Here is a 13100-nt window from a genome sequence, read left to right as displayed (position 1 = left end):
AAATTTTCAAAATTTTCAAAATTTCTTAAATCTGTGTTCTTAAATGTTTATTTAAATTATAATTCATATACAATCAACCCACTTCTAAATTTAGGTTCAATATACGTGCTTTTTGGTGGCATTATTAAATCGTTGTCAGCCAAGGCTTTAATTTCAGAAATATCAGAAGGATAAAGCATAAAACCAACTTCAAATTCACCTTCGTCAATTAATTCCTTAATGGTTAAAATAGATTGCTTTCCGGGAATGTATTCAATTCTTTCGTCATTTCGTAAATCATCAATTCCGAGTAATGGCTGTAATACTTTATCATACAAAATTTGAGCATCTAAATTTGATAAAATTGAATTTTTATTTTTGTTATTGATTTTGTAAAATAAAGCATAAAACTTTCCATCCAAATACATGCCAAATTCAAACTTACTTTGTGGTTTCCACAACTCTTGTTCTTTGTTTTTGATGATAAAATGATCTTCTAATTTAGCCAAAAAATCAGCTACTTCAAAACCATTCAAATCGCGAATAATTCGATTGAATTCATAAATTTTTACTTCGCTTTCAGCAATGAGAAAACTCATGAAATAGTTCAAGTTTTCATTTCCTGCGGCTTCAAATTCATCATGCAACAATTCTGCTGATGCTGAACGGTGATGACCATCTGCAATATATAATTCAGGAATTTGTTCAAATTGTTGTTGCACCCATGAAATTTCTTCGTTTGAGTCAATTTTCCACAACGTATGTTTTTCTTTATTAGTAGTTGAAAAACGATAATGTGGTTGTTCTTTTTTCTTGTCTGATATCCAATTATTTATAGTGACATTATCCGAATAAGTAATTAAAACCGGTTCTGTATTAAAACCCGTTTGATGCAAATAATCTTTAAACAATTCTACTCGATACTGCAGCGTATCTTCGTGTTTTTTGATGATATTATTTTTATAATCTTCAATCGAAGTTCCGCCAACAATTCCGGTAAACGAATTGGTTTTGGTTTGAATTTCATAAACAAAGAAAACCGGTTTATCTTCCTCCACAAAAATTTTATCGTCTTTAAAATCTTGGTATTTGTGAGCAACACCTTTAAAACGCTTATCTAACGTAATTTTCTGCGAATGCACATAGGCGGGGTGAATCACATGCAAAAACGAATATGGATTAAAACTCAACCAAGCCGCTAGCTCAGCCGAACTGTAATCGTCATAATTTCTACATGTAACCAAGGCGACTTTATCTGCAGTGGGACGAACGGCTTTGAAAGGGATTATTTTGCTCATTTCTGTTGTCAGTTATCAGTTTTCGGTTTTCGGTTAACTGACAACCGACAACCGATAACATTTAAATAAATTGCTTCGAAACTTTCTCCGCCTTCTTACTCTCCGAATAATCATAAAATCCTTCTCCTGATTTTACCCCTAATTTTCCGGCCATCACCATATTCACTAAAAGCGGACAAGGAGCATATTTTGGATTTTTGAAACCGTCATACATCACATTCAAGATGGAAAGACAAACATCTAAACCAATAAAATCAGCTAGTTGTAACGGTCCCATCGGATGAGCCATTCCGAGTTTCATTACCGTATCAATTTCTTGAACTCCGGCAACACCGTTATATAATGTCTCGATGGATTCATTAATCATAGGCATTAAAATTCGGTTTGCCACAAAACCTGGATAGTCGTTCACTTCCGTTGGTGTTTTGCCTAATTTTACCGATAAATCCATGATGATTTTGGTCACTTCATCCGAAGTGTTGTAACCCCGAATGATTTCAACCAATTTCATTATCGGCACCGGATTCATAAAATGCATACCAATTACTCGTTCCGGATGAACTACTTGAGCGGCAATTTGTGTGATGGAAATCGAGGAAGTATTCGTTGCCAAAATCACATTATGATCACAAATATCGCTTAATTGCTTAAAGATATTCATTTTTAAACCTACATTTTCAGTAGCGGCTTCCACCACTAAATCTGTTCCAACCACACCGTCTTTGATGTCGGTGTACGTGATAATATTTGAAATTGTTTTGTGTTTATCATCTTCCGAAATAGTTCCTTTTGTCACCATTCTATCTAAGTTGGAAGCAATAGTTGCCATTCCTTTTTCCAACGATTTTTCGGAAACATCAATTAATTTTACGGTAAATCCGCTTTGAGCAAACGTGTGGGCAATTCCGTTACCCATTGTTCCTGCTCCGATTACTGCGATTGTTTTCATTATGTATTTTTAGTTTGTTTTTGTTTCAAGTTTCAAGTTTCAGGTTTAGCAATAACGTCAAACCTGAAACCTTAAACAAATTATTTTTTCTGCATCGAATCGATAATCATATATGCCACTCTTAACGCCTCTGTTCCATCTTCCAACGTCACCACTGGAGTTGTGTTATTGTTGATAGCGTCCGCAAAAGTTTCCAATTCATCCAAAATGGCATTGTTTAACGAAACTTCAGGATTATCAAAATAAATTTGTTTTTTAACTCCTTCCGCATTCTGTAAAATCATATCAAAATCACCGGGAACTTCAGGTGCGTCTTTCATTTTTACCACTTCACACACTTTGTCTAAATAATCAACAGAGATGTAAGCATCTTTTTGAAAAAAGCGAGATTTTCGCATATTTTTCATCGAAATTCTACTCGAAGTGATATTGGCAACACAACCATTTTCAAACTCAATTCTCGCATTCGCAATGTCCGGAGATTGACTCAAAACCGAAACTCCACTGGCATAAACGGCTTTTACTTTCGATTTTACAACACTCAAAATTGCATCAATATCATGAATCATTAAATCCAAAACCACAGGAACATCTGTTCCTCTCGGATTAAATTCAGCCAATCGATGTGTTTCAATAAACATTGGGTTGTCAATTTGATTTTTCACCGCAATAAAAGCCGGATTAAATCGTTCTACGTGACCCACTTGACCTTTAACATTATATTCTTTTGCTAAAGCTATAATTTCCTCCGCTTCTGCCACAGTCGTAGAAATTGGTTTTTCAATAAAAACGTGTTTGCCCGATTTAATCGAAACTTTAGCACATTTATAGTGCGAAAGAGTAGGAGTTACAATGTCAATTACATCAACAGCGTGAATTAATTTCGCAATCGTATCAAACTGTTTATAGCCAAATTCGGCCGCAATTTTTGCTCCGTTTTCTTGATTTTCATCATAAAAGCCAACTAATTCGTATTTTGAGGATTGATTGAGTAATCGCAAGTGTATTTTTCCAAGGTGACCGGCACCCAAAACGCCAACTTTAAGCATAAAAGTAAATTTCATCAAAAATAGTAATTATGGAAGAATTGACAAGGAAGAATGGTTTAAAATATTGACAGGAAGATAGAAGATGGAAGATGAAAGTTTTATTTTGTGCCTTATCCCGCTTTCCACTTCAAGATTTTTTGTCAGCTTGGCATTTTCTAAGACCAAAAATGAGCTCCCAAGGTCGCTATTTTTTATCAAGAAAATGTCCAAGCTGACAAAAAATGCTTTCCGTTGCAATCGGGGGCAGGGGAGTATTCAGTATTCAGTCTCAGTATTCAGTATTCAGTATTCAGTATTCAGTCTCAGTATTTAGTATTCAGTATTCAGTATTCAGTTTTCAGTCTCAGTATTTAGTATTCAGTATTCAGTATTCAGTTTTCAGTCTCAGTATTCAATCCATATTCCCAACTCCCAACTCCCAACTCTCAACTCCCAACTCCCAACTCCCAACTCCCAACTCCCAACTCCCAACTCCCAACTCCCAACTCCCAACTTCCATCTTCCAACATTTGCAAGTTCATTATTTAAAGTTTATTTTTACCAAACTAACCCGAACCCCAAGTGAGAGATACCGAAAAACATCAAGGACTTAGAAATCAATTAGTTAAACTTTTAAGCGAAAAAGGAATTACAGACAAAAATGTGTTGGAAGCCATCAAAAAAATTCCAAGACATTTGTTTTTAGATTCCGGTTTTGAGCAATATGCTTATCAAGATAAGGCGTTCCCCATTGGAGCCGGACAAACGATTTCGCAACCTTATACTGTTGCTTTTCAATCGCAATTATTGGAAGTAAAAAAAGAGGATAAAGTCCTTGAAATCGGAACAGGTTCCGGTTACCAAACTGCCGTTTTGTGCACCATGGGAGCCAAAGTTTATTCCGTAGAACGCCAAAACGAATTGTTTAAAACCACTTCATTATTATTACCAAAATTAAATATCAGGCCAAAACTTTTAACCTTTGGCGATGGTTACAAAGGGCTGCCCAATTATGCTCCGTTTGACAGTATAATTGTGACGGCCGGAGCACCAATCATTCCAAAACCATTAATGGCTCAATTAAAAATAGGAGGAAGGTTAGTGATTCCACTTGGCGAAAAAGAGCAAATTATGACGTTATTGATTCGTAAAAACGAAACTCAATTTGAAAAACATGAATTTGGCGAGTTTCGATTTGTTCCTTTGTTGGAGGATAAGAATTAGATATTTTTTCCTATTTTTATGGAAAAATCAATCCAATGATAAGAAAATTACTCTTTTTACTTGTTCCATTTTTTCTAAATGCTCAAGGATATACAAGTTATTTTACCGGAAACACAACCAATATAACCACAACACCGGAATTTGGCGTATGTTTAATGGGTGGTGCAACCGAGCATGATAACGCGATGAAATGGCTGTTGCAAAAAGCAAATGGGGGAGATGTTGTGGTTTTAAGAAGCTCTGGTAGTAACGGTTACAATAATTATTTGTATTCAGGATTAGGAGTTACTGTTAATTCTGTAGAAACACTTGTTATTACGTCAGTTGTCGGAGCTACAAATCCATACGTTTTAGATAAGGTTGCCAATGCCGAAATGATCTGGTTTGCCGGTGGCGACCAATGGAATTATGTTTCGTTCTTCAAAGACAATGCATTGGAAGATTTACTCAATCAACATATCAATGTAAAAAACGCACCAATTGGCGGAACAAGTGCCGGAATGGCAATTTTGAGCGGAAAATATTTCAATGCTCAGAATGGTTCAGTTACTTCTTCGCAAGCGATGAATAATCCGTATCATCCCAATGTGACGTTGGGTTATGATGATTTTCTTTCCGTTCCGTTTTTAGATGATGTGATTACCGATACACATTACGACAATCCCGACAGAAGAGGAAGACAAAGCACCTTTATTGCCCGATTTAAAAATGATTTTAATTTTGAAGTAAAAGGAGTAGCCGCCAACGAATATGTTGCCATTTGCATTGATGAAAGCGGAAAAGCAAGAGTTTTTGGAGAATATCCCGATTATGAGGAATATGCTTATTTTGTGCAAGCCAATTGTAGTAACCCAAATGATATCGAAACCATTCAGTCTGGCGTTCCTTTAACTTGGAATTATAACGGACAAGCCTTACAGGTCTATAAAGTTCCCGGAACAATGACCGGAGATCACTTTTTTGATTTAAGCGATTGGGAAGCTGGTACCATTTCCGGTGGAACTTGGGAACATTGGTCTGTAAACAACGGCGTTTTCGCTTCAGTTGCCGGAACTCCAATTGATTGTTCTTTAACATTAAATGATTTTTCTGAAACTGTTTTTCAAGTTTTTCCCAATCCGTTTTCAACAAATTTTTCTGTAAAAGGAATTTCTTCTGCTAAAATTTCTCTTTTTGATGTACAAGGCAGATTAGTAATTCAGAAACAAATTTTTTCTGGAGAAAAGGTTGATACAACTCAAATTAAACCAGGTGTTTATGTTATTCAAATTGAAGAAGAAAATCAAGTAAAAACTAAAAAATTAATAAAAAATTAGAAACTTTAAACCCGCCATAGCGGGTTTTTTATTGACCAATAATACTTAAATATCGCTCTAAACATTCCTTTTCATTTTGAGCAATAAAGAGCAAAAATTCTTCTTTATTGCTTTTGGTTTGAGCAGTTTCTAATGCATTGTAGTACTTCATCCGATTGTCATAATCACCTTTAATATTGGCAATTACATAACCGTGCTGCAATAAAATTAGATTCATAACCAAACGCGAAGTTCTGCCGTTTCCATCAATAAATGGATGAATAGTGACCATTCTTTCGTGCATTTCTGCAGCCAAAACCACCGGATGCAATTTCTTTTTCTCATTTTCATACCACAAAAAATAGTCTTCCATTTCTTTGGCAACCAAATAGGGTTGAGGCGGCATGTGAGCACTTCCTTTAATCATGACTTGAACTCTGCGATATTTTCCGGCATCTTCGGGAATTATCCCTCGAAGAATCAGATTATGTATCGACAACAATTCTCGCTCATTAAAACCAAAACCTCTTTCTATCAATTGCTTGATATAGCCAATTGCTTCTTGATGGTTAATGGCCTCCAAATGCTCTCGCATACTTTTTCCGGAAACGGTTAAACCTTCATTGATAACCAAATCGGTTTCTTGCAAGGTGAGTGTGTTTCCTTCTATACGATTGCTTTCAAACGTATATTCCAATTCTAGGGCTTGACCAATTTTAAAACTATCAAAAGCTCTTTTTTGATCTAAAATTTTCTTAAGCGAATCAATTTCATTCAAAATTTCCATCAAAGAATTTGATAATTCTCGCCTCTTTGGAGTTATTTCATACTTCATTTCACTTTCCGCTACCTTCATCGCTTTGATGCCAAAATTAGTGTCATCGCCAATTTCGTAGAGAATTTTTTCTTTCAACCAAGCCACCATCAATGTTTCATAATCAATCTCCAAAAGCGAAGCCAATTTAGCCACTTGCTCTCGGGTGGGTTTTCGGTTTCCACTTTCAAACTTACTCACCAATGCCTGATCTATCCCTAAAAGTTGTGCTACTTCACGGGTTTTGAGGTTCTTTTTTTCTCGGGCTGTTCTGAGTAAATCTTTCACACTGCAAATAATGTCATGACAAATTTAGTCATTTTTATCGAATCACAATTTTTTTCAAAACTTATTGGCGTTCTCTCCGCAAGCTCCGGTCGGGCTTTTCGCTGCAATCCCTAACGCGGGTGAGGAGTAGTTTTCAGTTTTCAGTCGCAGTTTTCAGTCTCAACTTCCACAATCATGTCATCCTGACGCAGGAAAGATCTCATCATTTTAGTTTTTAGTCGCTCACTCTTGCTATCGAAATCAGTAGAAGTAGCAGTTTTTTAAATTTTGTTTCTAAAAAAAGAGAAATCATATAAACTAGAAATTACTAAAGTTGCTAAGAAATTAAAAGCTTTTCTTCACCCGATCAATATCGCGTTTAGTGTCGCGGTCTTTAATGGTTTCGCGTTTGTCGTAGTTTTTCTTTCCGCGACAAAGTGCAATTTCCATCTTGGCATATCCTTTTTCGTTGATGTAAAGTCGCAATGGAACAATGGTTAAACCTTTGTTTTGCATACTTTTTTCTAAGCTTTTCAACTCTTTTTTGTTCAACAAAAGTTTGCGTTCGCTTTTGGCTTTGTGGTTGTAGTGTGTGCCATACAAATATTCTTCCACTTGTGAGTTGATTACAAATAGTTCACCATTATGAAATTCACAAAAACTTTCAGTTATCGAAGCTTTTCCCAATCGAATCGATTTGATTTCAGTACCGGTTAAAACAATTCCGGCATCATATCGTTCCAAAATTTCATAGTCAAATTTGGCTCTTTTATTTAGTATGTTAATCATTTTCTGCATAGGAATGCAAATGTATGAACAAAATTATTGAAATCTTACATTTTATTACTTCAGAAATATTTTATGATAAATGATTTTTATCAGTATTTGAATTTTATGTTAAAATTATTTTTGAATTGTAATTTTAACAAACAAAAAAATGAAAAAAATAGTTTTTGCATTATTAGCATCGTCATTATTATTGACAAACGTTACTCAGGCTCAAGAAGAAAAAAGTAGCGATTTTAAAAAATGGCAAGTTCGTTTAAGAGGTATCGGAGTTATGCCAAATGAAAGTGCCAATATTGGAATTATTGGTGGAGATGTATCCATATCTAATGCTATTGTTCCTGAATTAGATTTTACTTATTTCTTTACAGAAAATTTTGCAGCAGAATTAATTTTAGGAACAACAAAACATGATGTTCACACAGTTGGCTCAGATATTTCAGCTATTGGTGGACCAACAAGTTTTGATGTAGATTTAGGTAGTGTAATGCTTTTGCCTCCTACTTTAACTGCTCAGTATCACTTTTTTCCATTAAAAGAGAAAAAATTTAAACCGTATGTGGGAGCTGGTATAAATTATACTTTGTTTTATAATGTAAAAGAGGGTGATGTTGTCAAAGATATTGAATATGATAATGCAATTGGTTTTGCGGCTCAAATTGGTTTTGACGTCATGTTTGACGATACATTTTTTGTAAACTTTGACGTGAAAAGATTATTTCTAAAAACAGATGTAACCGTGGATGCTACAAATTTAGCAGCGGGACTTGTTATTCCTGCAGAAGTAGAAATTAATCCTTGGATTGTTGGTTTAGGATTCGGTATGAAGTTCTAACAAAGATAATTGGTTTATTACTAGTTTTAAAAGTGAATTAGGTTGGTGTGAAAGCATCAACCTTTTTTATTAACTATTTATTAACTTTTTAATTTTTGAATAATTTTATTGTTATATTCGTCATACTCAAGCTAAAAAAATAGTATTATGACAAAAAAATTATTCAGAATTTCAGTTTTGGCATTGTTGGTTTTTGCCTCTTGTTCAAAAGAAGAAGATTTTAAAGAAGAATTAATCACCATCGAAAATCAGCAAGAACCGTTAACAGCCCGTCAGATTAATGACAAAATCAACTCATTTAATCAAAACGGTAAAAAGTTTTATTGGAAAGAAGTAAGTACGCACATGTTGTGGAGTGCTGTGTTAAAAGGGAACAATTTAGTTACTATTGGATTTGGAAGAAATGCAGACGATTTTGATCGTTCTCAATCTACTTCTGCTTCTCAAATGCAAACGGAAATTTTAAATTTGATAAAACGGTATGAAACAGAACAAACAGATGATATAGTTATTAATGAAGATACTTTTTTAAATTTAATTGATGTAAAAATAACCAAGCAAGAAACCTTAGAAGCTCTTCGCAGAAATCGCTACGTTCGCTATGTTGAACCAGCAGATTATCGCTATTTTACCTACGAAGCTCCTCAAAGTGAAGAAGGTTATCAAACCATGTCTAGCTCAGGTTGTGGTTATAGTTCTTCTACAATTAGCACCGCTGATTTTACCACCGTTTCACCAAATGCAAGAGTTCCTTGGGCTTTTTATAAACACAATATTCCGGCTGCATGGGGTTTAACATCAGGAAGTGGTGTAACTATTGGTGTGGTTGATACCGGTTTATCTCCGCAACAATCCTTAATGAATGGAAGTTTCAACACAGGACAATCATCTGGTCGTTTTGTTCAAAAATATGGAACCTATGTTGATTCTATTTGGCCGTGGTCAACTTCAACAGATGGAGTAAATGATTTATGTAGTCATGGAACAAGTATGGCTTCCGTAGCAACCGCTCCAAGAAATAATGCAGGTTTGCCTGTTGGAGTTGCGTATAATGCTAATTTAGTTTCGTATCGTGCTTCTTCCGATGTGGTTTTAAATGGTTATCATGAGCAAAATGGTGTGAAAAATGCGTTTACAGCCTTAGGAAATCGGTCGGATGTAAAAATTATCTCGATGTCTATGGGACACATTTTCTCTGTTGGAAAAATAGAAGACGGTGTTCGCTATGCTAACAACAGAGGCAAATTAATCTTTTGTGCTGGCGGAACATCCACTTCGTTTACCAATTTTGTAGGCGTAATTTTCCCTGCGTGGATGCCTGAAACGGTAGCTGTTACCGGAATAAAAGAAGCGTCGACTTATCAAAAATGTGATGTGTGCCACAGTGGTGCTGAAATAGATTTCACTATCATGATGGAACGTGCCGTTACCGGAAATAAAGTACCAGTTTTGAGTTATTATAACAACCAAGCGGATTATGTGGGCGGTTCTTCGGTAGCCACAGCAACAACGGCCGGAATAGCCGCGTTAGTTTGGGCAAAAAATCCAACGTGGACAAAAGCACAAGTGCTAACAAAGATGAAACAATCGTCACAATTTTACCCAACAAAAAATTCGCAATTTGGTCACGGAATTATCAATGCGTTGACTGCAGTGCAATAAAAAATAAAAATAGCCACGAATTATACTAATTTACATGAATTGATTTGTGTAAATTAGTGTAATTCGTGGCTAAATTACTTTAGAAATTGGTGTCTTTAATTATGATTAGTGAGTTTGTGCTCAATTTTATCACCGTTTATGGTAATTGTATACAGATTTCCAAATTCATTTTCATTAATTTGGGGATAAACTTCTTTGCCTAAAAAAGCATTGATTTGTTGAGGGATGGTGTTACTGTGTCCCACAACCAAAATGGTTTTTCCTGAATGTTTAGCTATAATTTCTTGAATTGAAAACTTAGCATGATCATAAAAAATCATATCTTTTTGTTTGGAAGTAGCAATCGTGCTAGCAGTCATTTGTGTTCTTTTGGTTAAAGTTGTGTAAAATACATCAATTGGTGTTTTCTCGAAAAGTTTTGTCCAACGAACGGATCTTTTAATTCCATCTTCTGAAAGTTCAGGATTTGGTGAACTGTCTGCTTTTTCGGCATGACGGATGAAGTAGATGGTGGTGGTTTTGGATTGGGCTATAGTTTGTTGAAATACAAGTAGTAGTAATAGGGAAACAATGATTTTCATGATTTTACTTTTTATAAAAGTATAAATTTAAAATTTCTAGGCTATAATTTTTGTGATATAATTTTCAAACTCTTACTTTTGCCATCATTTTTCGGGATGTAGAGCAGCCTGGTAGCTTACTAGCATGGGGTGCTAGGGGTCGCTGGTTCGAATCCAGTCATCCCGACAGTAAAATCTCTTGAGCTTTGCTCAAGGGATTTTTTTATGTCTAAAATTTTTCCAAGCTCGCTTGAGAAAATTTTAGACATAAAAAAATCCCAAAACTTTTGCAAAAAGTTTTTAGGATTTTACTAGCATCATACCCCTCTTCTGGATCATGAAATAATCCAGTCATTTTTTGTCCTTGGCTTTCTACTTTTGCAAAATGCATAAAACAAATAGAGTTTTAATAGTTACTCCAAAGTCGGGAGAATTCGGAGAGTGTTGGGAATTCGGAGAGGTAGTTATTTTATTAAATTTATTATTTGCTTTTTGAAAGCAGAACTTTTTTCTTAGTAAAATTATATATGTAATTGCTGATTGCAAAAAAAGTAAAGAGTAGGGCAGTCACAGCGAAAAATTCGACAAATCGCATTACTATGCTTGGTTCTTTTGGGTCGCTGTCTGCTAAAAAACCGAAAATTGTAATTCCGATTGATAATAATAGAATGTTTAAAACTTTTTTGTTCATTTGATTTATATTAATGATTGTTTACTTTTTAAACGTAGCTCCTTTTTTTTTATTGTTTTTTCGTGTGCTTATGGTTTATTAATTTAATTCCTCTAAAGTCGTGAGACTTCATCAAAAAGCGGTCGTTTTTTTCTTCGCTATCAATATTGTATGAATGTCAATGTCGTTTTTGTTTTTTTGATATTCCACTTTAAAAATTTTAAAGTCGGCAAAATTATTTTCTAGTAGTTGTGTAGTGAGGTCGTTTAAATTGTAAAAGTAGAAATAGCTTCTGTCCCCATTACCTCCAATTTGAAAGTCGGATTTACTTGGGTCGCCTTCTACAAAACTTATATAAAGAAGCCCATCTTCATTGAGCAAATTGTAACAGTCTGTTATAAATTTTTGACTGTCGGTATGCGACAAATAGGGCAAACAAAATCCACAAATTATTCCGTCATATTGTGTTTTGATTTCGTCAAGATTTCTGCTATCCATTATGGCGAAACTTGCTGTTGGATTATTCTTTTGGGCAAGTTCAATCATATTTGGTGCAATGTCGATTCCGAAAATGTCAAAGTCCGGTCGTTTTGATAAAAGATACTTGGTTATATTTCCGGGACCACAACCAATTTTTACTAGTTTCGCATTTTTCTTGGTAACTGAATTACAAACAAAATCATACGTTTCATTATACAAGTCCAAATTCATAAAATGGTCTTGATATAATGAAGCAATTTTGTTCCAGGTTTCAAATGTTTCTTTATATCTGTCCATTTTTGTTGTTTTATGGAATGTATTTAACTTGTTTATACAGCTACTTTATAGGTTTTAATAACTCCGAAGTCGGGAGACTTCGGAGAGCGGTATTTTACTAACGTCAAACCCTCTTTTGGATTATAACGTTCCGCGGCTTCACGAAGTGGCGAACTTCGTAACCGATTATTTTCCGTTAAAGATAAAATTTCTTGCGAAAAATAAACGTGAATTTACCACAAATTTCGCCATTTTGTGAAACCTGTGTGCTTGTTGCACAACTCCTCAAATATACCAAAAAAATCTTGCAAAAAAGATTCACGTTTTGTAATTTTAGTCATGCAAGGAAAAAAAGAACTCACCCCAAAAATGCTCTACCAAGTTCATTTACAGGACTTGATTCCGGAGCATAATTATTACCGAATATTGGATAAAGCCATTGACTTTCGGTTTTTATACAAAGCTACACAAGACTATTATGGAGACGAAGGACAAGAGAGCATTGACCCAGTTGTATTCTTCAAAATTTGTTTGGTTGGCTATTTAAACAACATCAATTCCGATCGAAAACTTATTGAATATTGTTCTAATTGTTTAGACGTTCGGTTGTTTATTCGGTATGATATTGATGAGGCGTTGCCTTGGCACAGCACCATAAGTCGAACACGTCAATTGTATGGAGAAGAAGTCTTTATGGAACTCTTCAAGAAAGTGCTTTCGCTTTGTGTAGAAAAAGGAATGGTTCGTGGTAAACGCCAAGCGGTAGACAGTGCTTTTATCAAAGCCAATGCCTCGATGGATAGCTTAGTAGAAAAAGAAGTCTTAGCCGATGTTGATTATTACGCCCACGAACTCAATGAGAATAGCGAATACAAAGTAAGCCACACCCGAAAAAAGCTTGTTGACCAGCACCACGATTGGAAAACAGAAGCCTATAAAGGCATGCCCAAAGGAAGCACCCAAGGCGATAGAAAAGA

At 35.0% G+C, this 13100-nt stretch carries 13 protein-coding genes and 1 tRNA gene; 6 read left to right on the top strand and 8 right to left on the bottom strand.

Annotation, left to right across the window (positions count from 1 at the left end; translation table 11 throughout):
* Positions 1-56: 56 nt before the first annotated feature.
* From AC23MC_RS02270 to AC23MC_RS02260, 3 genes are all read right to left on the bottom strand, one after another.
* Complete coding sequence (locus tag AC23MC_RS02270) at positions 57-1277, bottom strand: DUF1015 domain-containing protein (protein WP_487566809.1); 1221 nt, start codon at positions 1275-1277, stop codon at positions 57-59.
* Positions 1278-1338: 61 nt separating this feature from the next.
* On the bottom strand, positions 1339-2226 hold the full coding sequence (locus AC23MC_RS02265) for a 3-hydroxyacyl-CoA dehydrogenase family protein (protein WP_487566808.1): 888 nt from the start codon (positions 2224-2226) through the stop codon (positions 1339-1341).
* A gap of 80 nt (positions 2227-2306) precedes the next feature.
* The gene (locus AC23MC_RS02260; RefSeq protein ID WP_487566985.1) at positions 2307-3275 is read right to left on the bottom strand and encodes a Gfo/Idh/MocA family protein; all 969 of its coding nucleotides are present in this window, start codon (positions 3273-3275) and stop codon (positions 2307-2309) included.
* Positions 3276-3836: 561 nt separating this feature from the next.
* On the opposite strand from AC23MC_RS02260, the gene AC23MC_RS02255 reads away from it, so the two are divergent.
* Both AC23MC_RS02255 and AC23MC_RS02250 read left to right on the top strand, forming a co-directional pair.
* On the top strand, positions 3837-4478 hold the full coding sequence (locus tag AC23MC_RS02255) for a protein-L-isoaspartate(D-aspartate) O-methyltransferase (RefSeq protein WP_487566807.1): 642 nt from the start codon (positions 3837-3839) through the stop codon (positions 4476-4478).
* A gap of 35 nt (positions 4479-4513) precedes the next feature.
* Complete coding sequence (locus AC23MC_RS02250; protein WP_487566806.1) at positions 4514-5794, top strand: T9SS type A sorting domain-containing protein; 1281 nt, start codon at positions 4514-4516, stop codon at positions 5792-5794.
* 28 nt (positions 5795-5822) lie between these two features.
* On the opposite strand, the gene AC23MC_RS02245 is transcribed toward AC23MC_RS02250, so the two are convergent.
* Both AC23MC_RS02245 and smpB read right to left on the bottom strand, forming a co-directional pair.
* Entirely contained in the window at positions 5823-6875 is a 1053-nt protein-coding gene (locus AC23MC_RS02245; RefSeq protein ID WP_487566805.1) for a Fic family protein, read from the bottom strand.
* A gap of 324 nt (positions 6876-7199) precedes the next feature.
* Positions 7200-7652 (bottom strand): SsrA-binding protein SmpB, encoded by a 453-nt coding sequence (gene smpB / locus AC23MC_RS02240; RefSeq protein WP_248434409.1) that lies wholly within the window; start codon positions 7650-7652, stop codon positions 7200-7202.
* 139 nt (positions 7653-7791) lie between these two features.
* On the opposite strand from smpB, the gene AC23MC_RS02235 reads away from it, so the two are divergent.
* Positions 7792-8475 carry an OmpW/AlkL family protein gene (locus AC23MC_RS02235; protein WP_487566804.1) on the top strand — a complete coding sequence of 228 codons (684 nt, stop codon included), beginning with the start codon at positions 7792-7794 and terminating at the stop codon, positions 8473-8475.
* Between the two features lie 147 nt (positions 8476-8622).
* Positions 8623-10137 carry a S8 family peptidase gene (locus AC23MC_RS02230; RefSeq protein WP_487566803.1) on the top strand — a complete coding sequence of 505 codons (1515 nt, stop codon included), beginning with the start codon at positions 8623-8625 and terminating at the stop codon, positions 10135-10137.
* 95 nt (positions 10138-10232) lie between these two features.
* On the opposite strand, the gene AC23MC_RS02225 is transcribed toward AC23MC_RS02230, so the two are convergent.
* On the bottom strand, positions 10233-10718 hold the full coding sequence (locus tag AC23MC_RS02225; RefSeq protein ID WP_487566802.1) for a phosphoglycerate mutase family protein: 486 nt from the start codon (positions 10716-10718) through the stop codon (positions 10233-10235).
* Positions 10719-10810: 92 nt separating this feature from the next.
* Here AC23MC_RS02225 and AC23MC_RS02220 point away from each other — a divergent pair.
* Positions 10811-10884 (top strand) — tRNA-Pro (locus AC23MC_RS02220).
* Positions 10885-10926: 42 nt separating this feature from the next.
* Here AC23MC_RS02220 and AC23MC_RS02215 read toward each other — a convergent pair.
* On the bottom strand, positions 10927-11088 hold the full coding sequence (locus AC23MC_RS02215; RefSeq protein ID WP_487566801.1) for a hypothetical protein: 162 nt from the start codon (positions 11086-11088) through the stop codon (positions 10927-10929).
* 411 nt (positions 11089-11499) lie between these two features.
* Positions 11500-12144: a class I SAM-dependent methyltransferase gene (locus AC23MC_RS02210; RefSeq protein ID WP_487566800.1), complete on the bottom strand. Its 645-nt coding sequence runs from the start codon at positions 12142-12144 to the stop codon at positions 11500-11502.
* Between the two features lie 318 nt (positions 12145-12462).
* Here AC23MC_RS02210 and AC23MC_RS02205 point away from each other — a divergent pair.
* Positions 12463-13100 (top strand): transposase (locus AC23MC_RS02205; protein WP_487566799.1); only part of this gene is annotated, 638 nt, incomplete at its 3' end.

It is taken from the genome of Flavobacterium sp. T50_26 (assembly GCF_057652995.1).
Note: the sequence above shows the minus strand (reverse complement) of the source record. Positions and strands in the feature narration are given on the sequence as shown.